This window comes from Xanthomonas boreopolis (assembly GCF_046529185.1).
Taxonomy (GTDB): domain Bacteria; phylum Pseudomonadota; class Gammaproteobacteria; order Xanthomonadales; family Xanthomonadaceae; genus Pseudomonas_S; species Pseudomonas_S boreopolis.
Window position 1 is genome coordinate 2,520,640 of record NZ_CP097162.1, and the last position, 26,243, is coordinate 2,546,882.

27 protein-coding genes are annotated in these 26,243 nt (G+C 63.1%); 11 read left to right on the forward strand and 16 right to left on the reverse strand.

Annotated elements, in window-relative coordinates:
- Positions 1–14: 14 nt before the first annotated feature.
- On the reverse strand, positions 15–1,214 hold the full coding sequence (locus tag M3M27_RS11275) for a CynX/NimT family MFS transporter (RefSeq protein WP_296463639.1): 1,200 nt from the start codon (positions 1,212–1,214) through the stop codon (positions 15–17).
- Between the two features lie 257 nt (positions 1,215–1,471).
- On the opposite strand from M3M27_RS11275, the gene M3M27_RS11280 reads away from it, so the two are divergent.
- The 7 genes from M3M27_RS11280 (at position 1,472) to M3M27_RS11310 (ending at position 7,728) form a co-directional block, all read left to right on the forward strand.
- A complete protein-coding gene (locus tag M3M27_RS11280; protein WP_296463637.1) occupies positions 1,472–2,224 on the forward strand; it encodes a DsbA family protein in 753 nt (250 codons plus the stop codon).
- Between the two features lie 188 nt (positions 2,225–2,412).
- Positions 2,413–2,907 carry a RadC family protein gene (gene radC / locus M3M27_RS11285; RefSeq protein WP_296463635.1) on the forward strand — a complete coding sequence of 165 codons (495 nt, stop codon included), beginning with the start codon at positions 2,413–2,415 and terminating at the stop codon, positions 2,905–2,907.
- Between the two features lie 167 nt (positions 2,908–3,074).
- Positions 3,075–3,512 (forward strand): TIGR03757 family integrating conjugative element protein, encoded by a 438-nt coding sequence (locus M3M27_RS11290; RefSeq protein WP_296463633.1) that lies wholly within the window; start codon positions 3,075–3,077, stop codon positions 3,510–3,512.
- Positions 3,509–4,444 (forward strand): TIGR03756 family integrating conjugative element protein, encoded by a 936-nt coding sequence (locus M3M27_RS11295; RefSeq protein WP_073664184.1) that lies wholly within the window; start codon positions 3,509–3,511, stop codon positions 4,442–4,444. The genes M3M27_RS11290 and M3M27_RS11295 overlap by 4 nt, the downstream gene beginning before the upstream one ends.
- Positions 4,445–4,452: 8 nt before the next feature.
- On the forward strand, positions 4,453–5,844 hold the full coding sequence (locus M3M27_RS11300; RefSeq protein WP_073664185.1) for an integrating conjugative element protein: 1,392 nt from the start codon (positions 4,453–4,455) through the stop codon (positions 5,842–5,844).
- On the forward strand, positions 5,841–6,191 hold the full coding sequence (locus tag M3M27_RS11305; protein WP_073664186.1) for a hypothetical protein: 351 nt from the start codon (positions 5,841–5,843) through the stop codon (positions 6,189–6,191). Before M3M27_RS11300 ends, M3M27_RS11305 begins: the two co-directional genes overlap by 4 nt.
- A 13-nt stretch (positions 6,192–6,204) precedes the next feature.
- Positions 6,205–7,728 carry a conjugal transfer protein TraG N-terminal domain-containing protein gene (locus M3M27_RS11310; RefSeq protein ID WP_434025735.1) on the forward strand — a complete coding sequence of 508 codons (1,524 nt, stop codon included), beginning with the start codon at positions 6,205–6,207 and terminating at the stop codon, positions 7,726–7,728.
- Positions 7,729–7,736: 8 nt separating this feature from the next.
- Here M3M27_RS11310 and M3M27_RS11315 read toward each other — a convergent pair whose 3' ends face one another.
- The 3 genes from M3M27_RS11315 to M3M27_RS11325 all read right to left on the reverse strand — a co-directional run bounded on the left by M3M27_RS11315 (position 7,737) and on the right by M3M27_RS11325 (position 9,097).
- Complete coding sequence (locus tag M3M27_RS11315) at positions 7,737–8,111, reverse strand: DUF3742 family protein (protein ID WP_140720712.1); 375 nt, start codon at positions 8,109–8,111, stop codon at positions 7,737–7,739.
- A 135-nt stretch (positions 8,112–8,246) separates the two neighbouring features.
- A complete protein-coding gene (locus M3M27_RS11320) occupies positions 8,247–8,711 on the reverse strand; it encodes a type II toxin-antitoxin system YhaV family toxin (RefSeq protein WP_140720710.1) in 465 nt (154 codons plus the stop codon).
- Entirely contained in the window at positions 8,711–9,097 is a 387-nt protein-coding gene (locus tag M3M27_RS11325) for a type II toxin-antitoxin system PrlF family antitoxin (RefSeq protein ID WP_434025736.1), read from the reverse strand. Before M3M27_RS11325 ends, M3M27_RS11320 begins: the two co-directional genes overlap by 1 nt.
- Positions 9,098–9,473: 376 nt before the next feature.
- Here M3M27_RS11325 and M3M27_RS11330 point away from each other — a divergent pair, with 376 nt between their 5' ends.
- Positions 9,474–10,253, forward strand: a complete 780-nt coding sequence (locus M3M27_RS11330; RefSeq protein ID WP_140720708.1) for an SDR family oxidoreductase — start codon at positions 9,474–9,476, stop codon at positions 10,251–10,253.
- A 92-nt stretch (positions 10,254–10,345) separates the two neighbouring features.
- Here M3M27_RS11330 and M3M27_RS11335 read toward each other — a convergent pair whose 3' ends face one another.
- The 11 genes from M3M27_RS11335 to M3M27_RS11385 form a co-directional block, all read right to left on the reverse strand.
- Positions 10,346–11,881, reverse strand: a complete 1,536-nt coding sequence (locus M3M27_RS11335; protein ID WP_140720706.1) for a dynamin family protein — start codon at positions 11,879–11,881, stop codon at positions 10,346–10,348.
- A complete protein-coding gene (locus M3M27_RS11340) occupies positions 11,878–13,143 on the reverse strand; it encodes a GTPase (protein ID WP_256661880.1) in 1,266 nt (421 codons plus the stop codon). The genes M3M27_RS11335 and M3M27_RS11340 overlap by 4 nt, the downstream gene beginning before the upstream one ends.
- 4 nt (positions 13,144–13,147) lie before the next feature.
- Positions 13,148–13,924 (reverse strand): 3-oxoadipate enol-lactonase, encoded by a 777-nt coding sequence (pcaD, locus tag M3M27_RS11345; protein ID WP_140720702.1) that lies wholly within the window; start codon positions 13,922–13,924, stop codon positions 13,148–13,150.
- A 2-nt stretch (positions 13,925–13,926) separates the two neighbouring features.
- The gene (gene pcaF, locus M3M27_RS11350) at positions 13,927–15,132 is read right to left on the reverse strand and encodes a 3-oxoadipyl-CoA thiolase (protein WP_140720700.1); all 1,206 of its coding nucleotides are present in this window, start codon (positions 15,130–15,132) and stop codon (positions 13,927–13,929) included.
- Between the two features lie 13 nt (positions 15,133–15,145).
- Positions 15,146–15,793: a 3-oxoacid CoA-transferase subunit B gene (locus tag M3M27_RS11355; protein ID WP_140720698.1), complete on the reverse strand. Its 648-nt coding sequence runs from the start codon at positions 15,791–15,793 to the stop codon at positions 15,146–15,148.
- Positions 15,790–16,464, reverse strand: a complete 675-nt coding sequence (locus tag M3M27_RS11360; protein WP_140721917.1) for a 3-oxoacid CoA-transferase subunit A — start codon at positions 16,462–16,464, stop codon at positions 15,790–15,792. The genes M3M27_RS11355 and M3M27_RS11360 overlap by 4 nt, the downstream gene beginning before the upstream one ends.
- Positions 16,465–16,547: 83 nt before the next feature.
- Complete coding sequence (gene salA, locus M3M27_RS11365; RefSeq protein ID WP_140720696.1) at positions 16,548–17,840, reverse strand: salicylate 1-monooxygenase; 1,293 nt, start codon at positions 17,838–17,840, stop codon at positions 16,548–16,550.
- Between the two features lie 13 nt (positions 17,841–17,853).
- Positions 17,854–18,759 carry a SphA family protein gene (locus M3M27_RS11370; protein ID WP_177497617.1) on the reverse strand — a complete coding sequence of 302 codons (906 nt, stop codon included), beginning with the start codon at positions 18,757–18,759 and terminating at the stop codon, positions 17,854–17,856.
- Positions 18,760–18,839: 80 nt separating this feature from the next.
- A complete protein-coding gene (gene catA / locus M3M27_RS11375; RefSeq protein WP_140720693.1) occupies positions 18,840–19,778 on the reverse strand; it encodes a catechol 1,2-dioxygenase in 939 nt (312 codons plus the stop codon).
- Between the two features lie 77 nt (positions 19,779–19,855).
- A complete protein-coding gene (gene catC, locus M3M27_RS11380; protein WP_140720690.1) occupies positions 19,856–20,146 on the reverse strand; it encodes a muconolactone Delta-isomerase in 291 nt (96 codons plus the stop codon).
- A 14-nt stretch (positions 20,147–20,160) separates the two neighbouring features.
- Positions 20,161–21,330: a muconate/chloromuconate family cycloisomerase gene (locus tag M3M27_RS11385; protein ID WP_140720688.1), complete on the reverse strand. Its 1,170-nt coding sequence runs from the start codon at positions 21,328–21,330 to the stop codon at positions 20,161–20,163.
- 167 nt (positions 21,331–21,497) lie between these two features.
- Here M3M27_RS11385 and M3M27_RS11390 point away from each other — a divergent pair, with 167 nt between their 5' ends.
- Positions 21,498–22,385: a LysR family transcriptional regulator gene (locus M3M27_RS11390; protein WP_140720686.1), complete on the forward strand. Its 888-nt coding sequence runs from the start codon at positions 21,498–21,500 to the stop codon at positions 22,383–22,385.
- A 246-nt stretch (positions 22,386–22,631) separates the two neighbouring features.
- Entirely contained in the window at positions 22,632–24,434 is a 1,803-nt protein-coding gene (gene mobH, locus M3M27_RS11395) for a MobH family relaxase (protein WP_140720684.1), read from the forward strand.
- 150 nt (positions 24,435–24,584) lie between these two features.
- Here the strand turns inward: mobH and M3M27_RS11400 are convergent, their stop codons facing one another.
- A complete protein-coding gene (locus M3M27_RS11400; protein ID WP_140720682.1) occupies positions 24,585–25,475 on the reverse strand; it encodes a LysR family transcriptional regulator in 891 nt (296 codons plus the stop codon).
- Positions 25,476–25,577: 102 nt separating this feature from the next.
- Between M3M27_RS11400 and M3M27_RS11405 the strand changes: the two genes are divergently transcribed.
- Positions 25,578–26,204: an NADPH-dependent F420 reductase gene (locus M3M27_RS11405; protein WP_140720680.1), complete on the forward strand. Its 627-nt coding sequence runs from the start codon at positions 25,578–25,580 to the stop codon at positions 26,202–26,204.
- Positions 26,205–26,243 lie beyond the last annotated feature (39 nt).

A 26,243-nucleotide genomic window follows, 5' to 3' on the forward strand; every position in this document is an offset into this window, starting at 1 on the left:
TACGTCTTGTCTGGCTATTCGATGTATTTTCCACGACCGGCCAGTGTTGCAAAGACGACAACCAGGATGCTGGATGCAATCAGAAGGATCAACGGCCAAGTCCAACCACTGTCAATGTCGCGCAGGACTCCGATGAGGAAAGGCCCGGCAGCAGCTCCCACGTACCCGACAAACTGAGCCATCCCGGAAAGCGAAGCGGCCTGGTGATGATCGTGCGTGCGCAACGTGAACAGTGCAAGGCTCGTCGTCATCGCGGTTCCCGCGCCAAATCCTGCGCTGATAAGCCAGATCAGCGGTGATCCAGCTCCCGAATACAAGCCAGCGGTTCCGATGACCAAGAGCAGGCCGCACAGGAATCCCAGAAGTCTTTGATCCTTGAATCGCCTGATGATCGGTGCACATGCCAGATTCGTTGCTACCGCCACAATCTGATAGACAAGCAGATAGAAGCCCGCTGCTTCCGGTGCCACGTTCCGCGACGCCGCGTAGGACGCAAACCAGTCAACGATCGAATAGAAGACCAACGAATGAAGCGCGAAGAACAGCGACACCTGCCATCCAATCGGGTGCTTCCAGGGTGAAACGCCTTCCTTGATCCTGATGCCCGTTGCCGAAGGAGCATGCGAGGGCACTGTCCATTGAGGCAGCCAGACAACCAGCGTGATGGCCGCCAGCAAGGCCCAACAACCGATTGCCCATCGCCAGTCGAGCCCCACCACATGGGTGATGGGTACGGCGATGCCCGCCGCCACGCCGGCCATCCCGGCCATCGATGCCGCATAGAGCCCGATCAGGCCTGCCGCCTTGGTGGGGAATTCGCGCTTCACCAGCCCCGGCAGAAGTACGTTTCCGAACGCAATGCCTGCACTCAACAACCCAGTGCCAATCCAGATTGCACCTGGCAATGGCACAGAGCGCACCAGCGTCCCGAGCAAAATGGCTGCGACAGCCCACGTTAAAACCCGCTCTAGGGAATGACGACGTCCGACTGACGGCGCGAGAAGCGATAACAGGGCAAAGATGAGAAGCGGCAAGGCGTTGAGTACGCCGGCCCCAGCCCCGTCAAGATGAAGTGCCGCTTGTATGTCCGAGAGAACCGGACCGACGCTGGTGATCGGCGCACGCAGATTGGCGCCGATGAGAATAATGCCGAAGTAGAGAAGACCCAGACGCGAGCGGGTCGTCGCGCCGGAAAGAGAGCGCTCGACAGCCATAACAGCAACCTCTGCACGAAACGGCAGCCGAGACTAGGGCGTGCCGAAATCATGCGTTGGTTGACGTTAACGCTTACGCAAGAAGCCAAGAGAGGCTTAGTGTCTGACCCAGATGTTAATACAGCCCTCTTTGCGGAGCAACAAACAGGGTGAAGCCATGACGGATTCCAGAAGGCATCTCCGCATTGCCGCATGCTGAAGTTGCAGCTCGGATCGGAGCAGCCCGGCCACCCGGCGGGCACATCCAGGACCCCGCCATGCAACCACCTCAGCGTTCCCATACATCCCACCGGCGTCTGGCCTGGCTGTCCATCGCCGTCGTGGCGCTTGCCGTACTCGGCGCGTGGCTGCTCTCCCGGCAACCGCAGCAAGAAGCCCCCCTCACGACGAAGACGCCCACAGCGACCGCCACCGAACCTGCGCCCGGTCCGCCCTGGTACTACGGCCCGGCCGATGCCCGCTTCACCCTGATCCTGTACGCGGACCTGGAGTGCCCGTATTGCAAGGCCTACTTCCCCGTGGTGAAGGCCTGGGTCGACCAGCACCCCGAAACCCGGCTGCAATGGCACCACCTGCCGCTGCCGATGCACGAGCCGGTCGCATCCCGGCTGGCCAGCCTCGCCGAGTGCGCAGGCGAAACCGGCGGCCAAGCCGCCTACTGGAATGCGTTGGGCTGGATCTACCAGCACACCCGGGGAGACGGGCAAGGCCTGCCGGAAGGCGTGCGCTATCCCGGCCAGACGCCCGCGCTGCAGGCGTGTCTGGAGAGCGGGAAGACCCAGAACACGGTCCAGACGCAAGCCCGCGAGGGCGCGCGCGACGGCATCGCCGCCACCCCGACCTTGCGCGTGCGCGACGAGCACACCGGCCAAGCCTTGCTGCTGCATGGCCCGGTCGAGGGCGATGCGCTGCTGTCGGCCCTCGACTTCCTGGCCGCCGATGGCGTGCCCGCGCCTGATCCCGAAGCCCCCGGAATGTCCGCCGCCGATACCGGCGACATGCCCAGGTAGTCCAGGTCTTCAAGGACTACGGCGCGGCTTGCCCGCGTTGACCCGCCCGTTCGCTCCGCATCCTGCCAGCGAACAGCCATCGCACGCGTGATGGTGGATGCCCGCTTTTCCGCGTTCCTATCTCCCATCGTCCCCGGAGGGCTGCCCCTCCCGGGTGCGCCTCCGGCTCAATCTTCTGGAGGTCTACCATGTCACTCACCACACTCGACGCCCCAACCGTGTCGGATATCCGTTCCCCAACCGTCGATAACGACCGCATCATCGAACAGGCCATCGCCATTCTGGAACGTCGCATCTTCGCGACGGGCCCTCGTCTTACAGGCCTTGAAGGCGCCCGCGAGTACCTGCGTCTGAAGCTGTTACAAGAACCCAACGAGGTATTCGTCGTCGTATTCCTCACCACAAGGCATCGTGTCATCGCCTGTGAAGCCCTGTTCAGAGGCACCATCGACGGTGCCGAAGTCCACCCCCGCGTGGTGGTACAGCGGGCACTGGCTCTCAATGCAGCGGCGCTGATCGTGGCGCATCAACATCCATCCGGCGATACCACGCCATCCGCGGCAGATCGAGCGATCACCAATCGTTTGAAGGATGCACTCAGCTTGGTGGACATTCGCCTGCTGGACCACTTCATCATCGGCAAAGGAACACCGTACTCGTTCGCCGCATCCGGCCTGCTGTAGTTCACCAGGCACGCCAAGCCATCCCATCCATGACGCAGTAATCCCAGCGGGAGCTTCGGCTCCCGTTTTCTTTCATGAAACCGGGTACGCCGGTTCCCGTTTGTTTGTCGTCCCGAAATCGCCCGTGCGTTCGACTACTCGCCTGATCGACTCCAAGGCGACTCGACATGGCCGCTTCCTCTTTTCGTCGTCACGGCTCCCGGTGGCATGTGCTGATCGCCGGTTTCTGCGCGGCGCTGCTCAGCCCGTGGACCGCGGCCGCCGACCTGATCGTCATCACCGACAGCCGGCATCCGGTACGGGAGCCCGCCGGCGCACGGGTCATCGAGCTGGATCGCGCGGCACGCCTGGAGGTCAGCCTGGCCGCGAACCTGCCCGCCGACCCCGGCCGCGCCACGACGCTCGTGCAGCAGCGCCTGCGCGACGGCGGCGAAACCCTGCAACGCGAACTGGCGGCGGCCTACCAGGGCGTCGCCGACGCTTGGAGCCTGGGCGTCACCACGCTCCCGGCCGTGGTGCTGGACCGGCGCTACGTGGTGTACGGCGAACTCGACGTGGCCAAGGCCGTCGCCCGCATCGAAGCCCATCGGAGGACGCAGCCATGAAGCGTTTGCATCGCCTGCGCTCCGGCGTCGCCGCGGTGCTGCTCGGCGCGGCCTCGTCGGCCTTCGCCATCAACACCGCGACCATCGTGTCGTCTGCGCTGTCACCCGACTGCCTGGAATACCGCGTGGTCGGCATCTGCTACTGGCTCTACTGCTCCTATGGCGGCTGCACGGTGCGCACGTCGGTGAAGGTTCGCCACTACATCCCCGACGCGGTGGTGTCGAGCTACTCGAACACCGGCGAGAACCCATGGACCGAAGTGCGGGCAATGAGCATGCCCAACGCCACCGCCCAGGCCGGCGGTGACGGCACGACCAACCACGACAACGAGAACAACCTCGCCAAGTTCAAGAACGCGGACGTGATCGGCCACCCGGCCGGCTCGGTGTTCGGCCAGTTCGCCGCGGCCTCCGGCTACACCTGCGAGGGTGCCGGCACGGCCTTCATGCCCTACCTGCTGAGCACCCTGGATACCGTCGCATGGCGCTACAACGTGCCCGAGCTGGTGTACCCCGAAGCACTGGTGCCGGGCATGCGCGAGATCGGCGCCCGCACCACGCTCAACCTGTGGGGCGCGGTGTACCCGCGCGGCGGACTGCTGCACCAGACCGACGACTACGAGGCCGGTGCCGTGGTCGCGCAGCGTGCCGGCGACGTCGTCACCCGGCGCGGGCAGATCCACGTCTACCAGCCGCTGCTGGCCAACGCCCGCGACGGCTACTGGCCGGCCGGCGCCCTGGTCGAGGGCGATGCCTCCACCGGGAAGTGGCAGGAACTGACGCCCACGCTGTCGCGCTCATGCGCGGTCTTTCCCCATTCCGACACCCGCGTGCAGGCGCAACAGGGCGACTACGCCTGGGCGTTGTGGCGTCCGTATAGCTGCTGCCGGCGGCGCGGGCAGACCTTTCTCGGCAGCACCGACTTCAACTGAGATCCACCATGAACCGTTTCGCCTTTCCGAACTGCGGCCGCTTGTTCCTTGCCGCGTTGGCTCTGGCGCTGGTCGGTGCCGGAGCCAGCGCCCAGACCAACGTCAACGAGTACGGCGTCCAGCACCAGGGCAGCGTGATCGGCGACGACGTGCTGTATTCGATCGGCGGTGGTCGCGCGGTCTCGATGAGCGGCGCGGCCAGCATGCGTCAGCTCGGCGTCGGCGTGGGCTGGAACTCCAACCTGATCTGCGGCGACATGTCGATCTCGACGACGATCCAGAACCAGCTCAACGGCATCAGCAACGGCTTCCAGACCATCATGTCGTCGGTGATCCAGAACGCCACCAGCGCGGTGGCCTCGCTGCCGGCGCTGATCATTCAGCGGGCCGATCCGGGCCTCTACAACCTGCTGACGAATGGCGTGTTGCAAGCCCGGCTCGACTTCGACCGCAGCAAGATGACCTGCCGCGCGATCGCCAACCGCATGGCCGACATGGCCGGCGGCCAGACGAGCTGGGACCAGCTCGCCGAAGGCATGGCCCTGAAGCAGGCCGTGGCGAGCACCGATGCCGTCTCGGCTATCGACCAGGCCGAATCCAGTCGCGGTAACAACGGCGTGCCCTGGGTCGGCGGCAGCAATGCCGGCGGCGCCGGCCAGCGGCCGGTGCGCATGGTCGGCGACGTGGCCCGCGCCGGCTACAACCTGCTCAACGGCCGCGATGCCACCGACACCAGTTCCATCGACCCCAGCGCCTGCAACGGCAACCTGGCCTGCCAGACCTGGAACTCGCCCGAGGCGGCCGCGGCCTGGGCCGTGCGTGTGCTGGGCGAGCAAGAGCAGCGCACCTGCGAAGCCTGCACCAAGACCCAGACCACGCCCGGCGTCGGCTTGACGCCTTTAATCCAGGAAGAGTACGAAACCAAGCTCCAGGCCTTGCAGGAGCTGGTGGCCGGCAGCCGGTCGACCAGCTACGAGAACCTGCAGGCGGCCAGCAGCGCATCGCTGCCGATCACGCGCGGCGTCATCGAAGCCCTGCGTGATGAGCCCGACCAGGACCTGCTGGCACGGCGGCTGGCTTCGGAGGTCGCGCTGTCGAGCGTGCTTGAGAAGGCCTTGCTGCTCCAACGCACGATGCTGACCGGGCGCAAGGAGCCCAACGTCGCCGCCAATGATCTGGCCCAGCAGGCGGTATCCCACGAGAGCGACACCCTCGACCGGGAAATCCACAACCTGAAGACCGAACTGGAACTGCGCCGCGAGCTGGCCAGCAATTCACCCTCGGCCATCATCCAGCGGCACAGCACCCGCGCCACCGGCTCGCGCGGCATCTACGAGGGCGACCCGACCCGCAACCGGCTCGACGAGTTGCAGCGGCCGCCGAGCGGGAACAACCCGTGAGCGCCGGCTGGTGGCGGTTGCGCTGGCTGTTCAACCGGCGCGTCGGCCGGACGCTGCTGTGGGCGTCCGGGCTGCTGATCCTGGCCATCGTCGCCAACGTGGTCGGCATCCGCTTGGCCGGCAGCATCGAAGGCTGGCAGCGCTGGATGGCCGACCACGCTGGCCTGTTCTTTGTCTGGCGGGCGGTGCTCTACGCTGGCACCGTCTGGGGCTGGCTGTGGATGCGCCGGCGGCTGCGTGCCCGCGAGCCGGAAGGCGGTGCGCAGCAACGCCTGCTGCGGGTGGAGATCGCTGCGGTACTGGCGGTGATCGCGCTGGAAGCCAGTCAGTTCATGCAGGCCAAGTGACGCGGAGACGGCGATGACCCTCTACACCACCGACTACCTGGAGTATTACCTGACGCTGGTTTCCTGGATCGTCAACAACGGCATCTGGAACGTGCTGGTCGCCAGCGGCGTGTTCGCCATCCCGTTCCTCGCCATCGTGATCCAGGAATGGCTGAAGGCCCGCAGCGAAGGCGCGGACGAAGGCAACAAGGGCGTGCTGAGTTCGGCACGCATCGAGAACCGCGTGTTCGTCGCCATCGTCGTCATCATGTTCGCCGGCATTCCCTTCATCGACGTCGACTTCAACACGATCAAGTACGACCAGGCGCGCTCGACGCAGTGCCAGGTGCGCGTACCGGAGCCTACCGAGACCGGCTGGTCGCAATCCTTCAGCACGATCAACAACCAGTCGGCCAAGGTGCCGGTGTGGTGGTTCTTCATCCACGCGGTTTCGCGTGCGGTGACGGGCGCCTCGGTCGCCGCCATTCCCTGCGGCACGGATCTTCGGCAGATGCGCATAGACATCGACGCCACCCGCATCGACGACCCGGTGCTGGCCCAGGAAGTGGCCGACTTCACCCACGACTGCTACGGCCCGGCGCGTGCCAAGTTGTTCATGTCGCGTCCCGACCTGAGCGAGGAGCAGATGAACGATGTCACCTGGATCGGCTCGCACTTCTTCCTCGACACCAGCGGCTTCTACGACACCTACCACGCGAAGACGCCGCAGGAGGGCTGGCCCTACGACAGCAACCGGGATGCTGGGCTGGCCGAGGTCCCCAGCGGGGCTGGCTATCCGACCTGCCGGCAATGGTGGTCGGATGGTGGCAGCGGATTGCGTGCGCGGCTGCTGGCCCAGGTCGATCCTGGCCTGCTGACCCGCATCGGTGGCTGGGCCGGCTTCCTGAGCCCGGACCAGGTCAACGACTCTGTGGTTCGCACGATTGCCTCGCCCCGGCAACAGAAACTCAACCAAGGGGCGGTCTATGCCGATTACGGCGGGCAGATCCAGATGACACTGCCCAACATCGCTACCCGTGCAGTCGGCGACGTGGGGCTCGCCGTGGGGTCGCTGGGCTACTTCCCGGCGATGGACGTGGTGCGGCAGGCGTTGCCGATGGTGCTGGCGCTGCTGAAGATGGCGCTGGTAGTGTGCATCCCGCTGGTGCTGGTGATCGGCACCTACGACCTGAAGACGCTGATAACCGTCTCAGTGGTTCAGTTCGCCTTGTTTTTCGTGGATTTCTGGTTCCAGCTCGCTCGCTGGATCGACTCGACCATCCTCGATGCGCTGTACGGTTGGGGATGGGGCTACAACCGCCCGCATACCAACTTCGATCCGCTGATCGGGCTCAACAATACGTTCGGGGACATGCTATTGAACTTCGTAATGGCGACAATGTTTATCGTGCTGCCCGGGTTCTGGATGACCGCCTTGGTTTGGACTGGCGTCAGGACCGGCGCCGTCCTCCAAGGGTTGGCTGATGGCACTCGCGGGGCGAGCCAGGCTGGTTCTTCCGGCGCAGGCACGTTGCTCGGCGCGGCCAAGAAGAAATAGCGGATCGATCAATCGTCCTCGAATCTGGGATCTGGATCATCGCTATAGGACAAGGGGTGATAGAACACGCTCTTGCGATGATCGTGCTCGTCGTCGGCCATCTGTTGAGGCTGCTCGTTCACTGCCTCATGCGCATTGGATGCCAGCCATGCCGCAGTCATGGTGAACACCAACAGCAGCGCCAGCCAGAAGGCCGCATACAGCAGCACACCGAGCACAATGAGCTTGACGGCCCACAGCAGACCCACAGCCACGCCTGCGTCGAGGCCTCGCGCCACCAGCCAGCCCCGTGCCTTCCGATCCAGGCGTGCGCCAGCACGCCACATCCGGCCGAAGACTCGGCCTGCACGCTCTGCGAAAGTGGTTTTTGCTGCGAGCTTCATGGTGGCGACCTCATGGTGATCCTATCGGCTCTTGTTCAACACCTGCTCCAGGGAGTCCTTGCTCGAATCCATCTCGATTTTTCAAGCGAGATCTGAATTTCCATGCCACATCCAATCAATCGGATACGGCACAGCCTACGGCTTCTTCGACGCTTGCCAGTCTGCCTTGCTCGCCGCGACCAGCGCCTTCCAGTCGTCGGGCGGGTTGCCTCGCCCGAGCATCTTCTCGAACACCGCATACGGATCGGACTTGCTGCCCGCCGACCGCAGCGTTTGTTCGTCGTTGACCCAGGCGAACACGATCACTTTGGTCCTGGAGTCGTAGCGGAAGAACAGGCGGAACCGCCGTCCGATCTTCGCGCGCCGCCAGTGGCGGTATTCCGGTCCCAGGGTGCTGCCTTGGCGGAACTCGTCGCGTGCGGGGTCGCCCGGAACGACTTCCATGATCAACTGGCTCAACGCCCGGAACAGCTTGACGTTGGCATTGCTCTCGACCCTTCGCGGGTCGTTCTGCTCGGCCCGCTCCGCGGCCGCATGCAGCTTGCGCAACTGCCCGATCACGCCCTCATGGAACAGCAGCGTCCAGCCATGCCGCTGCATCAGAGCGCCACTTCGCCTTCGATGTCCTCATCGAGGTCCACCGCATGGCCGGCGTTCGCCAGCATGGCCCGCGCAAGATCTTCCGGCAGCGCCTGGACATGCCGGCCGGCCCGGATATCAGCCTCCAGCAACGCCAGGAAGGCCCCGATCGCCGGGTCTTCGTGCTCGGCGTCGGCGCGGGTCACAACGACCTTGCCGCCGCGCAGGTCGAACGCCACTTTGCCGCCGGCATCCACCCCCAGCGCCTGGCGGATGGGTTTGGGCAGCGTGATCTGGCCCTTGGAGGTCACGGTGGCGACTTCATGAATGTTGGGCATGGCGGTTCTCCCGATAGCGACACTCATATTGTAAGGAATATTCCTTACTTCGTCAATCTGATCCAGCATGTCGGCTCCGGTCTAGGGAAGAAGGAGCCATCGTAGGCACGACACAGCGACCCTCCATCCACAAGCTGGCCTCGGAAACGCCGCATTGGCAGTGGCGATACGCCGTCTGATCGAAGCGTCGCTCACCGCAGAGTACATCCGTTAGTCGGCCGACTGGTTATGTTTTGGTGCCGGGCGGAACCGAGCAATTACACCAGAGTTATGTGGAGCCTTGAACAAATCTCCGGACGGACCTTGTACTGTCCGTTTTGCAAAGGGCACTGAGCTGAGATGCACAGCATTGACCCCAAACGACCGCTTCTCTTGTGATTCCTCGTGAACCATGACGCAGTATCATTTCCCCACTATTTTCCGTCTCAGCAGGAGGGACGCCCCCTTGGACATGGGAATCGCCAATCGCACCGCTTTGGTTTGTGGAGCAAGCGCAGGGCTTGGCTTGGCCTGTGCAAGAGCATTGGCGAGCGAAGGTGTAAATCTAGTAATCGTTGCTCGGAGACCCGAGCCCCTGGAAAAGGCCGCTACCATGCTGCGCTTTAGCTATGGCGTGAACGTGAAGACGGTCGCCTGTGACATCGCCAGCATGGAGGGTCAGCGAGCGGTTCTGACCATCTGCCCACATCCGGATATCGTGGTCACTAATGCCGGTGGTCCACCATCCGGCGATTTTCGCAACTTCGACCGCGAGGACTGGATTGCCGCGCTGGAAGCGAACATGCTTGCTCCAATTGTGTTGATACGCGCCACTCTCGACAGCATGATCGCGCAACGCTTTGGTCGCATCATCAACATCACCAGCGCAGCGGTAAAGGCACCGATTGCCGAGCTTGCATTGTCCAACGGCGCTCGCAACGGCTTGACCGGTTTTGTCGCAGGACTCTCACGACAAGTGGTGCAGCACAACGTCACCATTAACAACCTGCTCCCAGGCCTGTTCGACACTGCACGCTTCGAAAAGCTGACGCAGGCGCGTGCATCTACTCTTGGAATCAGCGCGGAAGAAATGGCACGACGCCAACGCGATGCGATTCCGGCCCGCCGCGTTGGCCAACCTGAAGAGTTCGGTGCCGCATGTGCATTCCTGTGTAGCACGCACGCTGGCTACATCAAAGGTCAGAATTTTCTGCTTGATGGCGGCGCGTACCCTGGTACGTTTTAACTGGCGTGCTCCTTATTCGCACGGCGTTTCTCCGACTCGCCACAATCGTTGAACCCAGGTCACTGTAACCGCGATCACCGCGAAAATCACCTTCAGCGAGGAGCCACCAACGACTTGATTTCAATCAGTTCCTGCTCCTGCGAAGACCAGGTGGCTTGCAGTCCGGCCAAGTCCACACGCAGCCGGCCGATGCTTCGCAGACAATGTTCTATCACCGCATCTGCAACTTTGAGCAGGTTCGTACGGATGGACTCTTTCAGCTCAGCGTGCAGGCGTGAGTAGTCCACCATGCCTGCAAGGTTGTCATAGCCGACCTCACCACCGATCGCCAGCTCGATGGATTCAGGCTCAGGCACCATGTCGAAATCGGCAAGTGTCTCGTCGACTACTATCGCCACAATCTTGCGCAGAAGTTGTGCAGCCTCCACACGGGCTGCTCCCGCATCCCCCATATCGGCATGGTTTTCCAGCAACTGGGGCAATGCCGGAAGGGCGCTTCGCCACGCGCAGTCGAGGAACCGATCGCGTCGCTGCGCCAATGTACTCTCCAACTGTTGCAGTGACCGCAGCAACGCATCCAGGGCCGGCTGCAGGTTGCTTCGCAGATCCCAGGCGACGCACTCGTCCAGATGATGCAGAAGCACGGCCGCCGGCTTGAACCGCTTGTAGGCCAACGCCGGCTCGGTAATGGCCCGAAGCGCAGCGAACAGCCGTTCGAAGCCGGCGGCCTCCATTGCCTCCTGCGTCTGCCCCTGCTGGCGTGCGACGTGGGTGGAAATGGACACCGGCCTCTCCAGCAACGCGGTGTTCAACCCTAGCATCACCAGCTTCTCCCCCGCCCGCTTGGCAACGTCGGCTTCCTGCAGCGCCCGATTCTCCTCGGTCTTGTTGCGCAACAGCTTGACAAGCCTGCCATCAGCCTCGTCTTCCTCGTACACATCGCTGCGGGTCAGTACAGGCAGCAACGGCTTGTCGCGATGCAGTTCGCGGGCCAATTCATCCAGCTCCTGTACCTGCCCGGGCGAAGCGGAACTGGTCAACCATAGGACACCATCGGCGCTGTCGGTGAAACGACGGGTCAGCGCGGCGTTCTCCGGCGTCATCGAGTGCAGACCGGGAGTGTCCAGCAATACCAGCCGTTCGCCCAGGCGCACGCCTTGCAGCCCGGTCGTGGTCTCGGTCGCCCCTTCCTGAAACGGCCCCGCTGTATCCACCACCATCCCGCCTTGCACGCGGAAATGATGCACCTGCTTTCCCTGTGCTGCGAAACGTCCAGCAAGGAAATTGCACAGCGAACTCTTGCCGGCATTGAACTTGCCGAACACAAGCAGCAGCACCTTGTCATCGAGCGCATCGGCCAGCTGCTGCGCAGGCGCGAGCTCAGCCCATTGGCGTGGCCAGCTTTCCAGGCATGCACTCACCCTTGCATTGAACGCCTGGAACTGCCGTGCCAACGCGCTGTCATGGGCAATACCGGCAGGCCGCAATCGGACGGAAGCCAGGCATTCCTCCACGCCTGTCCTCCACGCTTCCAGCCGACTCAGGATTTCTCCCAGGTCCCGACCGCGAAAGTCCACGCTATCGGCTTGGGCGATGAAGCGTTGTTCGTGGCTGACATTGGCCTTCATGCCACCGGCACCAGCGCGTGCAAGGCATCAAGTGCGTTTTCCACGGTGGCAACCTCCGCCTCGGCAACGGCGATCGCCCCGGCCAGTTCGATCCGATCCTTCGACAGTTCGAAGTAGTGGAGGAAATCCTGGTGCAGACGCTCAATCCCGGCGCCATCGCAGAACATGCGACGCAGATCACTTCGCCGTTTCACCGACACTCCCATCACCGCAACCATCACCGAGTCCATTGCCCGGGCACCGGTCCGCTGTGCAGAAGGAAGCTCAACGACGCCATGTCCCGCCAGGAAGCCGTCAAGCTCGATGCAGGCACGCGAATAGGCCACCTGGATGCGGGCCCGCTCGAGCTTGGCGGCTGTCTGACGATAGTGATCTTCGGCAGAATCCGCCGTTTGCGCATGGTCTGGCCCAGGCGCGTCGACGACTGCCCGAATGTTCGCGCCTATCCGCGCGAACACGCCCTCCAGCCCCTGAACGAACGCCAGGCGCTGCTGGCGCTGCCGCGCACGTGATTCCGCCAGCGCCGCCTTGTGCCGCGAGTGCAAGGCCTGCAACTCCGCGAGGATTTCGCCGAGCAGTAAGGCAGTCTCGTGGGCGCGGGCCATTTGCACACCGCTCAGTGACGTCGCCAACTCGTCGCGCAGCCGGGGAAATCCGCTGCGTTCGAACATCAACCGCTTCCCCTCCTGCACCCCGAGGCGATGGCGCGTGGCGGAGACCGGGATTGGCTTCAAGTCCGGTAGTTGCGACTGCAGGGCGTCAATCACCTTGTCCAGTTCCGCCTCGTCAGCCAGTTGATCCACCTGCGAGAGCACGAACAAGGTCTTGCGCCGCGTGCGGCCGGCATCGGCACGCAACTCACCCAGCAAGGCCCGCTCCTGTGCATCCAGTTCGCCTTCCTTGGCCGCATGCACGAATAGGCGGATATCGGACTGCAACCAGGCCGCCTGCATCGCGTGGCGATCATCCTCGACGCCAACGTCGGCGTCGATGCCCGGGGCATCAAGCCAGCGCACGCCATCGCGCTCACACTCCGACAACGCAACCGTCTCACGCCGGTCGGCCACGGCGAAAGCGTCGTGCCCCAGCAGTTCATTGAGCAGGCGGCTTTTGCCGTGGTTGTATTTGCCGATGACGGTGACGATCGGGATGCCCCCTTCCGCCAGCACCCGGAGGCGGGTCAGGTCGTGGTCGCGGCCGGGCAGCACGGCAGCAATATCGCGCCGCGCCCGCTCCTGCTCCGACAGATCCAAGGAACCCAAGCCATCACTCCCGCAGGAACTCCAGCAACAGCGCATTGAACGCCGATGCCGATTCGATGTTGACGATATGCCGCCCCCCCAGTGAGACATGCCTTCCATGCCGGACGGCGTCAGCGATGGACTGCAGGTCACCCGGCGGACACACCGGATCATCGTCGCCGGAGACCGCCAGCAGAGGATGGGGAATCGTGTGGATCTCTTCCCGCAGATCCGCGCCGGCCAGCGCTGCGCAACAGCCGTTGTAGCCATCGGGATCCACAGCGACGAAGGCGGCGAGGATCTCATCCACCACCGGCTTGTGCTCGGCATTGAACCGGGGCGTGAACCAGCGCTCGGCGGTGGCCGCGGCCATGTGCTCCAGGCCTTGTTCCTGCACCTGCTCGATGCGGGCCTTCCACCCGTCCGCCGAACCGATCTTGGCCGCGGTGGCGCAGACCACGAGCCTGTCCAGGCGATCGCCCTTGTTCACCCCGAGCCATTGCCCGGTCAAGCCGCCGATGCTCAGGCCGCAGAAGTGAACCTTCTCGATCTCCAGTGCATCCAGCAGGGCAATCACGTCATTGCCCAAATCTTCCAGCGCATACGGTGGTGGTGGTGTGGTCGAGCGACCATGGCCACGCCGGTCGTAGCGCAGCACGCGGAACCGCCGCGATAGCTCAGCCACCTGCGCGTCCCACATGTGCAGGTCGGTGCCGAGCGAATTGCAGAAAAGCAGCCACGGCCCGGCGACGCCATCGACGGTGTAGTGCAACCTGTGCGTGGCGAGTTCGATGAAGGCCATGCTCACACCCTCTCGACGGCCAGTGCCAGGCCCATGCCCACGCCGATGCACAGCGTGGCCAGTCCGAGTTTGCCACCGGTCTTCTCCAACTGGTGGGTCAAGGTCAACGCCAGCCGCGCCCCGCTCATGCCCAGCGGATGCCCCAGGGCGATCGCGCCGCCATTGGCATTGACCTGCGGCGCATCGTCGGCCAGCCCGAGCTGGCGCAGCACCGCCAGCGACTGGCTGGCGAAGGCCTCGTTGAGTTCGATGGCGTCGAAATCACCGATGTCCAGGCCCAGACGCGCCATCAGCTTGCGCGCCGCCGGTACCGGGCCTACCCCCATCACCCGGGGCTCGACGCCCGCCGAGGCAAGTCCGAGGATTCGCGCACGCGGGGTCAGGCCAAACCGCTTGACGGCGTCCTCCGAGGCAATCACCAGTGCCGCCGCACCGTCGTTGATGCCGCTGGAATTGCCGGCGGTCACGGTGCCGTCAGCGAACAAGGCCCTCAGCTTCGCCAGCGCCTCCAGGCTGGTGTCAGGACGCGGATGTTCGTCGATGGAAACCTGGACGATCTCGCCTCTTTTCTTGCCCGGCACCTGCACCGGAATGATCTCTTCGGCAAAGAATCCCGACCGCTGCGCCTGCGCTGCGCGTTGTTGACTACGCAGGGCGAATGCGTCCTGGTCTTCGCGGCTGATCCGGTAGTCGGTGGCCACGTTCTCACCGGTCTGCGGCATGGTCTCGGTGCCGTAGAGCGCTTTCAGTTCGGGGTTGACGAAGCGCCAGCCCATCGTGGTGTCTTCCAGCTGCTGCGCCCGGCCAAAGGCCGTATCAGCCTTGCCAATCACCAAGGGCGCCCGGCTCATTGACTCCACGCCGCCCGCGATGGTGAGGTCGAGTTCGCCCGTCCTGATGCCACGCGCGGCCTGGCCTACCGCCTCCAGCCCCGACGCGCACAGGCGGTTGAGCGTCACGCCTGGCACCGAAACCGGCAATCCGGCCAAGAGCAGGCTCATCCGCGCCACGTTGCGATTGTCCTCGCCGGCCTGGTTGGCACAGCCGTAGAACACCTCGTCGACCGCCTGCGGATCGAGATCCGGATTGCGTTCGAGCAGGGCCCGAATCGGCAGCGCACCGAGGTCGTCGGCGCGGATGTTCGCCAGGATCCCGCCATAGCGACCGATCGGCGTACGGGCAGCATCGCAAATGAAGGCTTCGGACATTCAATCTCTCCCTTTACATGGCCAGTTCGAGGTGCACGCCGGTGAGCCGGCGCAGTTCGTCGAGCGTGGTGCCTTCGACCATTTCAACCACCTTCGCGCCGTCCTTGCCGACATCGAACACGCCGTGGTCGGTATACACCCGGGAGACGCAGCCCAGGCCTGTGACGGGATAGGTGACGTGCTCGACAAGCTTGCTCTCGCCTTTCTTGGTCAGCAGATCCATCATCACGAATACCTGTTTGGCGCCGATGGCCAGGTCCATCGCGCCGCCCACCGCCGGGATCGCATCCGGGGCACCGGTACTCCAGTTCGCCAGATCGCCGTTCGTGGCGACCTGGAAGGCACCGAGCACGCAAATGTCCAGATGCCCGCCGCGCATCATCGCGAACGAATCGGCGTGGTGGAAAAACGCGCCGCCGGCGAGCAAGGTGACCGGCTGCTTGCCGGCATTGATCAGTTCGGGATCCTCCTTGCCCGCCTCCGGCGCCGGCCCCATGCCGAGCAGACCATTTTCCGATTGCAGGAAGATTTCCTTGTCTTTCGGCAGATAGTTGGCGACCGACGTCGGCAAGCCGATCCCCAGGTTGACATACGCCGCTTCGGGAATGTCCCTGGCCACGCGTGCGGCAAGTTGTTCTCGGCTCCACAGCTGTGCGCTCATCGGCTTTTCCCTCCAACTGCGACCACGCGTTGCACGAAGATGCCAGGCGTGATGATGCTCTCCGGATCAAGCGCACCCAGCTCGACGATCTCCCCGACCTGCGCAATGGTGGTTTTCGCCGCCATCGCCATGATCGGGCCAAAGTTGCGCGCGGTCTTGCGGTACACGAGATTGCCCCAACGGTCGCCCCTGCCCGCCTTGATCAGGGCGAAATCCGCGGAGATGGGGAATTCGAGCACATAGTGCTTGCCATCGATCTCGCGCGTCTCCTTGCCTTTTGCCAACTCGGTCCCGTAGCCGGTCGGCGTGAAGATCGCGCCCAGCCCCGAACCGGCTGCATGGATGCGTGCAGCGAGGTTGCCTTGGGGTACCAGTTCCAAGTCGATCTCGCCTGCCTTGTAGGCTGCGTCGAAATGCCAAGAATCGCTCTGCCGCGGGAACGAGCAGATGATCTTTCTCACCCGCTTGTTCGCGATCAGCGCCGCCACTCCGCTGTCCCCGTTGCCTGCATTGTTGTTGATCAGCGTCAACTCGCGTGCACCGTGCGCGATCAGGGCGTCTATCAGCTCATCCGGCATGCCTGCCGTGCCAAACCCGCCGATCATGACTGTCGCGCCATCATGGATATCGGTCACCGCTTCCGCGCACGTCTTGAATGTCTTGTCGATCATTGAAGTTTCATCAGGTTGGATCCTCTTCCCGGATCGCTGAATCGCGATGTCGGCGCAGGCCAACACCGGGCGATACGCTATCGTCACGCCGAGCTTGCGGCCCATCCCAGTTCGCGCCGTGCCCGTGCGATGTCGGCATCGACATCGTGGTTCCACAGCCAATCAAACCGGGACGCGAGCGCCTGCCCCTGCAGTACCGGATCGTTGCCAATTTCCGGACTGCGCCGCTCGTACAACTCGCCCGCCTCCCACGAGGTTTGTTGGACACGACAGGCCCGCGGGCGACGAACGCGGTCATAGACCTCCAGCAGCGCCGGGATCTGCCCGCGATCCGGAGCCGCCGTTTGCAGCAACCGGGCAAGAAAATAGGCATCTTCCAGGCCCTGGCCAGCGCCCGCCCCTTGGTGCGGCAACATCGCGTGCGCGGCGTCTCCGATCAGCGCGACACGCCCGTGTATGTAGGTCGGCAACTGCGCCAAGTCGTGCAGCGCCCAGTAGGTCGGCGCATCGATGCATTCCAACAAGGTACGTGCCGCCGTCCCCCAATGCCCGAAGGCATCGAGCATTTCACGGCGACTTGCCTCACGCACCCACGGCTGTCCCTGCGGCCACTCGGGGTGGGGGATGGTCCGATCCGATACGAAGGCCACCACGTTGACAAGGCGCCCCTTCTTCACCGGAAAGGTCAGAATGTGCGCATCCAATCCCAGGTACATCTGGGGCACATCGACCAGATGCGTGTCCACGCCCGCAACGGTGAAGGCCTCACGCAGGCGCTGGCTGTCGATCATGCCGCGATACGCGCAGGTGCCGGTGAATCGCGGCGAGACGCCTGGATGCCCCGATGCCCCCAAGACCAGGTCCCGCAGGGAAGACTTGATGCCATCGGCCGCGATCAGCATGTCGCAGCCGTATTCGCTACCGTCGACGAAACGCACACGCACGCCATCAGCGTCCTGTTCCAGGGCACACGCACGCTTGCCAAAGTTCGTCATCGCGGCCGGCAGGCGCTTGGCGAGCGCATCGAGGAAGTCGGCCCGGTGCACCGACGATTGCCCCAACCCGGGCGCGATGCTGGCGCCGATGTAGCCGGCATCCTCGCAATTGCGCCACTCGAACCAGATGTCCTGCCAGGGTGCCGGGGTGGAGTCGGCCAGGGCCTCGTAGGCTTCGCCCATGCCCAGGCCAGAGATGGCGCGCACGGCGTTCGGACCGAAGGACACTCCGGCACCGATCTCACCGAAGGCCGATGCCGACTCGAACAATTGCACGTCCAGATGAGGACAATTCCGCAGGCCAAGCGCCAAGCCAACGCCGGCGATGCCGCCGCCCACGATGCCGATGCGCAATGCCGGGAGGGAGGATCGGGAGCTCATTTCGGCGCACTCCTCATAGCGGAAACGTCGCCTTGACCGTGAACACCGAGCCTTGTGGCCGATTGCGAACGTCGAATTCCGGAGCGTACTTGCCCGTGACGAACCAGCCCTTGCCGCTGTCGTACTTCACGTCCGGCCCGAGAGCGTAGGCGCGCCCCTTGTAGTCGGCAATGGTCTGGCCATACTGTTTGTCATCGGTGGTCTGTCGATAAACGAAACCGCCGACACCCAACGTCCAGTGTTGCCCAACGCTCCAGCCGACAGCGACATCCGCGATGAACTCCTGCCCGGATTTATAGTGTGTGTCCGAGTTCTTGGCATTGAACTCGTACATCACCTTCGCGGAGAAGTTGAGGCCATCGGGATTCACATAGTCGAACGCGTACAGCGGCTGCACCGCCCAGTAGTTTCGCCCGGTATTGGCGATGTCGTTGACGTCGTAAGCGCCAGTCGGCGCGAATATATCCAGCGCCAGAAGGCCGTGCGCGTGCTGCGAATAGTGATAGCCGATGGCCGGCCCGAATGTGATGTCACCCTGCGCAAACTTGTGGTCGCTCACATGCATCCCTGCGGCCGGGCTGAGCGAAACTCGCTGATCCATGAAGGGCACGAGCACGTGCCATGCCAGTTGCCCACCCAGCAGGTGCTGATTCGTTACCCAGATCAGGCGTGGGGCGATGACGTTGACGTCGAGGTCGAAGTCGTTGTGGATTTCGCGACCGGAATTGTCGCGCAGCTTGTCCGCCGAATACGAATAGGCATAGACAATGCCGTACATCCCCGGCGGCGGCATTGCACCCGCCATGAAGTTCTCGATGCCGGGTGCGTACATCTGGCCACCACCCTCGGTCGCACTCGCCGGCATGGTTACCGACGATGCGCCTACCGCCAACATCAATGTGATGCTCTTGCGTTCCATTTCCCTGCTCCCTTGGTCGGTGCGTCGCATGTTTCGAACGAAGCGGCAATGGATCGCGCCGCCGCCGAGCATTGCGGGGCCTACGCGGCCTTGACTTCGGCGCGCGGACGATGGACGAGTTGATTGTCCACGCCGTGCACCCGCGGGGTCAGGGTGAAATTGAACTCGATCTCCTTGTAGGCATCGGCTTTCAGCCCGAGCGCTGCACCACCGGTCTTCTCGATCACGTGCGGAATCAGTTCTTCGCGCGTCGCGTAGGCGAAGTCATCCCAGATCAGGGGATCGCCTTCGATGTTGAATTGCGTGGTGAGCTTGCGGAACTGGTCCGTGGTGACGAAGAAATGGACGTGCGCAGGCCGATTGCCGTGGCGGGCCAGCACATTGAGCAATTGCTGGGTAGCGCCCTGCGGCGGACACCCGTAGCCGACCGGCATGAGCGTGCGGAATTCGTACTTCCCATCGGTCCCGGTGCGCACCGCGCCCCTCAGGTCGAACTCCGGCAGCTTCCCGGTTGGATCGAAGTGCGAATAGAAGCCCCGGGAATCCGCATGCCAGCATTCCACCAACGCGCCGGCGACAGGCTGGCCGTCGGGCCCAACCACGCTTCCACGAATCACCAGCGGGCCTGCATCCGGGTCATCGACGATGTCGATCTTTGCCACGCCGTCCTTGACCGGAGCACCGGCGACGTACAACGGCCCCTCGATGGTGCGAGGCGTGCCCCAGGTCAATCCCAGAGCGACGTCTTCGGCGTCGAGGCGAATATCGATGTATTTCTCCAGACCGAGACCGGCGGCCAGCAGTGCGGCTTCGCCATCGGCGCCGAGCTTGTTGAAGTAGTTCACTCCGGCCCAGATTTCGTCAGCGGTGATGTCCAGGTCGTCGATGGCTTTGAACAGGTCGCTCAACAAGCGGTGGACGATTTCCTTGGCGCGCTTGTCGCCACCTTCGCCGTCGATATTGGTAGCCGCCTTCAGCAGATCCTGGACTTCCTTCGTATTGAAAACCTTGACGCTCATTGTTGTTCCCTCCTCACCGGGTTGTCATTGAAGCTGCAACCAGGCTCGTCACAGGCCACCTGGTTCGCCGAGATTGATCAGGTATCGTCCTCACGGATCGACGATGGATGACGCAACAGGGGCGTCACTGAAATCTTCATGTACGGAAACAACGGCAACCCCGCCAGCAGGTTGTGCAGTTCCTCGTTGCTTTCGACATCGAAGATGCTGTAGTTCGCGTACTCGCCGGCGATGCGCCAGATGTGGCGCCACTTGCCGCACTTCTGCAGCTCCTGCGAATACGCCTTTTCCCTGGCGATCGTGTCGGTGCGGATCTGCGGATCGAGATCGCCGGGAATGTTCACGTCCATACGTACGTGGAAAAGCATCTTCGTCTTCCTACCTATTGAGTAATTTTGGTGAAACCGCTGCGGGTGAAGCGCTTGAGCTTCTCCTCATCCAGTTCCAGGCCCAGGCCTGGGCCGCTTGGAACCGCCATCGAGAATTCGCTGTAGTCCAGCGGCTGGGTCAGAATTTCCTCGGTCAGCAGCAAAGGCCCGAAAAGTTCAGTGCCCCACTTAAGTTCGTTGAAAGTGCTGAACAGGTGCGCGGATGCCACCGTACTGACGGCGCCTTCGAGCATGGTGCCCCCGTACAACTCGATACCCGCGGCATCGGCGATGGCCACGGTGCGCTGGGCGGCGAACAGCCCGCCGTTCTGCTCGATCTTGATCGCGAACACGTCGGCGCCGCCGGCCTTGGCGATTTCGTAGGCGACCTGTGGGCCGGTGATGGACTCGTCGGCCATCAAGGGCACGCGGAAACGTTGCTGTTTCAACCGCACCAGGCCAGCAGCGGTGGCGACAGGCTGCTCGACCAGGTCGCATCCGACGTCCGCCAGCGCGGCCATGCCCCAGGCCGCATCGGTATCGCCCCAGGCCATGTTCACGTCCACCCGCACGGACCCGCGATCGCCAACCGCCTTCTTGATCTCGGCCACGTGCCTGATGTCGGTCTTGATGTCCTTGGCACCGATCTTCAGCTTGAAGATGTTGTGACGGCGCTCGGCAAGGAAGCGTTCTGCTTCGGCGATATCCTTCGCGGTATCGCCGGAAGCCAGCGTCCACGCAACCGGCAGGCGTTCGCGACGGCGGCCGCCGAGCAATTCACTGATGCTCAGACCGGTACGCTTGCCCAGCGCGTCCAGCAAAGCGGTTTCGACCGCGCTCTTGGCAAAGCGGTTGTCCTTGACCATCTTGCCGATGCGGGCCATCAGTGCCTGCACACCGTTGGCATCCTGGCCAATCATCACCGGTGCGAAATAGCTGTCGATGTTGAGCTTCATGCTCTCGGGACTTTCGCCGCCGTAAGCGGTGCCGCCGATCGTGGTGCCCTCGCCGATGCCGACGGTGCCATCGCTGCAATACACCTTGACCAGCATCAGGGTCTGGCCGTTCATCACCGCCACCGACAGCTTGTGCGGTCGGACGGTGGGCAGATCGACCAGACAGGTCTCCACCCGTTCGATGGACGGGGAGGCTGAAGCTATTGCACTGGCAAGGACGGCGTTCATGTTGCCGTTTTAACCGGGCAATTTCCGTGCCGTCCAACACCTTTTGCGTCACTTTCAATACCCTAAAAGTATTGATATGCGTTAAGATGGTGCAAAATATGGGATTGTGCACCGCACCATACCTTGCCAGCATTGTTACCTGAACACGCCTAATGCGACTAAAGTCTATGGATCTGCGTCAGCTTCGCTATTTCGTCACCGTGGCCCGTGAGCGCAACTTCACCCGAGCCGCCGAGCAGCTCGGCATCGCGCAACCACCGTTGAGTAGACAGATCCAGTCGCTTGAGGAGGAGCTTGGTGTCTCATTGCTGATTCGCAATTCGCGTCCTGTACGGCTGACCGATGCAGGTCGTCTGTTCTTCGAGCAAGCAATGCAGATCCTTGGCCGCGTGGAGCAGTTACAAGTCGCTACCCGTAGAGTCGGGATGCACCAGCGCAGCGTGTTGTCGATCGGTTTCGTGGCATCCACGTTGTATGGCGGCTTGCCAATATTGGTTAGGAAACTCCGCCAATGCGCACCTGAACTGGACATTCAACTCGTGGAACTGATGTCGGTACAACAGATACCGGCCTTGAAGGAAGGGCGCATCGACATCGGGTTTGGCCGGGTGCGCCACAGCGATCCAAGTGTGGCGGGCACCGTGCTGCATGAAGAGCGCCTCGCAGTGGCCGTGCCGACCAACTCACCGATGGCTCAAGAAACAGCGCCGCTACCGATCAAGCAATTGTCCAGACAACGACTGATTGTGTACCCCAAGGAGCCGCGCCCCGGGTTTGCTGACGAAGTGTTGAACGTGCTGCATGGGCATGGAGTGCAGCCTGGAGAAGTGCTAGAAGTGCGCGAAATACAGACAGCCCTGGGCTTGGTCGCAGCCGAGTTCGGTGTATGCCTGATTCCATCCTCAGCGCGGCAAATGCGCCAGGACGTGCATTTCCGGATGATCGACAGCCCTCGCGCGATTTCGCCGGTTATATTCAACCATCGTGTCAACGACACCTCCAAATACGTCGAGCTGGTGAAGGGCTTGATACCGGAGATGTACGCGGAGCACTAGGCAGCAGCACTCTCGATGCCAGCCCTCAGAGGGGCATTGTCAAAGCCAACCGTGATTGGCATGCAGATGCCCTGCACAATGAATCAGGGCACCTCCCTTGCCGTATAGATAGTAGCTAGCGTGTCCTGTCGCCTCTACACCAGAGTGGAAAGGGCCGGCAAGGGGCAAGGGAACGGAGTCAAGGGGAAAGGCCCTACCCGAAAAGGCCAAAAGGCTCTCCCGCCCGCCCCTCAACAGGACTTCACCATGCTCTCGCTGTTCCAGCGGAAAAAAGCACCGCCCATCATCCGCGCAGCGCCAATGCCGCCCACTGATCCCCCGAAAGGGCTGCTGCGGCCGCAGTCGGCTTCGACGCTGCTGGCGACTTCGCGGCGGAAGAAACTCCTGGAACACATCTGGCAACGCACTGCGTTGTCCCGCAAGCAGTTCACCGCGCTGTACCTGGAGCCCCTGGAACACTATGCCGAACTCGTCCAGCAGTTTCCGGCCTCCGAGTCGCATCATCACGCTTATCCTGGGGGTATGCTGGATCACGGCCTGGAGGTCGTGGCATATGCGCTCAAGCTGCGGCAGTCCTACTTGCTCCCCAGCGGCACCACGCCCGAAGACCAGACCGCGCAATCTGAAGCCTGGACCGCTGCCGCGGCCTACGCTGCGCTGTTGCACGACATCGGCAAGGTTGCTGTCGACCTGCACGTCGAACAGGCCGACGGCAGCCTCTGGCACCCCTGGCATGGCCCCTTGCAGCAGCGCTACCGTTTCCGCTATCGACCCGACCGGGAGTACCGCCTGCACAGCGCAGCTTCCGGGTTGCTCTACATCCGCCTGCTCGACCGCGACATCCTAGACTGGCTCAGCGGCTTCCCTCTGCTGTGGTCGTCTCTGCTCTATGTGCTGGCCGGGCAGTACGAACATGCCGGCGTCCTTGGCGAACTGGTGATCCAGGCCGACCGCGCCTCGGTTGCCCAAGCGCTGGGCGGCGACCCGGCGAAGGCGATGGCGGCGCCGAAGCACGCGCTGCAGCGCAAGCTGCTCGATGGCCTGCGCTACCTGTTGCGTGAGGAACTGAAACTCAACCAGGCCGGCCCCGCCGATGGCTGGCTGACGCAGGATGCCCTGTGGCTGGTGAGCAAGACCGTCTCGGACAAGCTGCGCGCGCACCTGCTGTCGCAGGGCATCGACGGCATTCCGACCAGCAACAGCGCGGTGTTCAACGTGCTGCAGGACCACGGCATCCTCCAGCCTACGCCCGACGGCAAGGCGATCTGGCGGGCGACCATAAGCAGCGACAGTGGCTGGTCATACACCTTCACGCTGTTGCGCCTGGCGCCGGCCTTGATATGGGAAGGGAGTGATCGTCCTGTACCGTTTGCAGGCACCGTCACGGTGGTCACCGCGCCAGCAGCCGAGGACGGAACGCCACCGCCATCACCTGACGCTACCGCTTCGGTCATGGCAATGGCGTCACCACCTGCAGCTCCCTCTGGCGATGACCTCGATGCTCTGCTGGAACTGTTCAGCACGAACAGCGTGGCGGAGACAGAACCTCGACCTGCCGTAGAGTTGCCGCCACCGCTCGTCGAACGTAGCTCGCCCAGTGAGATCGAGGCGCAAGCCGTCTTCCTGGACAAAGCGCCTGCCAAGCCCGTCGCAAGCCCGTCAGGCGAGCACTTCGTTGAATGGCTGAAGCAGGGTGTCCAGTCGCGCAAGCTGATCATCAACGATTCCAAGGCGCTGGTGCATACCGTGGCCAATATGATCTACCTAGTCAGTCCCGGCGTATTCCAACGCTACGCTCGGGAGCACCCGCAAGTGGCATCGATTGCGAATCAGGAGCAGATCCCCGACTGGCAGTGGGTGCAGAAGCGATTCGAGAGGCTGCAACTGCACCGCAAGCAGGACAGCGGCCTGAACATCTGGACCTGTGAAGTCACTGGTCCGCGCAAATCGCGCCGACTGCATGGCTACCTTATGGACGATACCTTCCAACTATTCGATCAGGCTCCACCCAATAACCCCTACCTGACACTTGTCCCGACGGCACCCTAGCTTTCGCAGGCTCTACGTGGCACGCACCCAAGCCATTCGTGCTGCACGAAGATTGAAAAGGCGTCTCAGGTGTCAAATGGCATTATTGGGCAACGTTCCACGCTGCCCCGTGGGTTGATCGTCAGGCTCCACCAGCGGCGGCCTGCCGGGTCACGGGTCAGGCCCGAAGGCTTCCACGGCGAAGTCCAGGAAGCTCCTGAGCTTCGGGGTTATCCGTCGATCTGGTGCATAGAGCACATGCATGGGTCGCGACGGCACCTCGTATGCCGGCAGCAAGCGCACCAGGCGGCCATCTGCCAGCGCTTTACGCACCAATTCGAGTGGCTGCAACATGACCCCCATACCCGCCAGGGCGGCGCACAGCAGCGGCTCGCCGTGATCGACCATCAGCCGCCCGGAGACCGGGACGGTGATACGGCCATCCGGTCCATCAAACGTCCAGTGAGTCCGCAGTTCGGTATGTGAAAAGCCCAGGCATTCGTGCTGCTGCAGATCCTGGGGTGAGGTCGGCGCAGGCCGTCCATCGAGATAGCTTGGCGCGGCACACAGCACCAGTTGATAGGGCGCCAAAGGGCGTGCGATCAGCCGACTGTCGGTCAGCTCACCGACACGGAACACGACGTCATAACCTTCATCGGTCAGATCCACAGCTCGGTTGCTCAGACTCAGATCCACCTCGATGTGGGGATGGCGCTTCATGTAATCGGGCAGGCGTGGTGCCAACACACGCATACCAAAGCTGACCGGCGCGTTGACGCGCAGCCGCCCGGTGGGCACGGCCCGCGTCTCTTCCGCCAAGCTTTCTGCCGCCTCGACCTCGGCCAGGATGATCCGGGCACGCTCGTAGAACACGCGTCCGAAGTCCGTGAGGCTCTGGCGCCGCGTAGTTCGGTTGAGAAGCCGCACGCCCAGACGTTGCTCGATCCCCTGGACATGTCGCCCGATCAGCTGCGAGGACATTTTGAGGGCATCGGCCGCTGCGCTGAAAGAACCCAGATCCACCGCCTTGACGAACACGGCGAGGCTCGTAAGACGATCCATTTGAACTCCTGGGTTTCCAATGAAATCCAATTCTAGACATTTTTCTCGTTTCCATCCAAATCTAGCATAGCTACTTTCCCATAGCCCCTCAGGAGGCTCCCCATGAAGGTCGCAGTCATCGGAACCGGCAACATCGGCGGCGCCTACACCCGTGCGCTTGCCGAGGCCAGGTTCGAGGTCGTCGTCGGTGATCGTGATCCGGGCAAGGCAGCCACCCTCGCTCACGCAGTCGGCCCACAGGTACAAGGCGGTGGCATCGCCGCCGCCTTCAAGCTCGCCGACGTGGTGTTGCTGGCCCTGCCTTACCAGGCCATCGCCGGTATCCTGGCCGACGCGGGCGACCTGAGCGGCAAGGTGCTGATCGATGTCAGCAATCCGCTGAGCGAGGACTTCCAGAATCTGGTCGTCGGGCTGACGACATCCGCAGCGGAACAGATCCAGGCGGTGGCGCCGTCAGCACGTGTTGTGAAGGCATTCAACACCATCTTCGCCCAACTGGTTGCCGCCGACGCGCACGCTGGCAAACGCCTCCAGGCTTTCATCGCCAGCGATGATGCCGCAGCAAAAACCACGGTACAGGAACTGGCAACCAGGCTCGGCTTTGTCCCGGTCGACGCCGGCCCGCTGCGCAACAGTCGTTTCCTGGAACCCGTGGGGATGATGAACATCCAGTTCGGCTTCTTCCTTGGCGCGGGCCCGACCACCGCACCGTCCTGGGCGCACTCCTAGGACCGCCGACGTCTATGCCGGAACCACCCGGCGCAGACG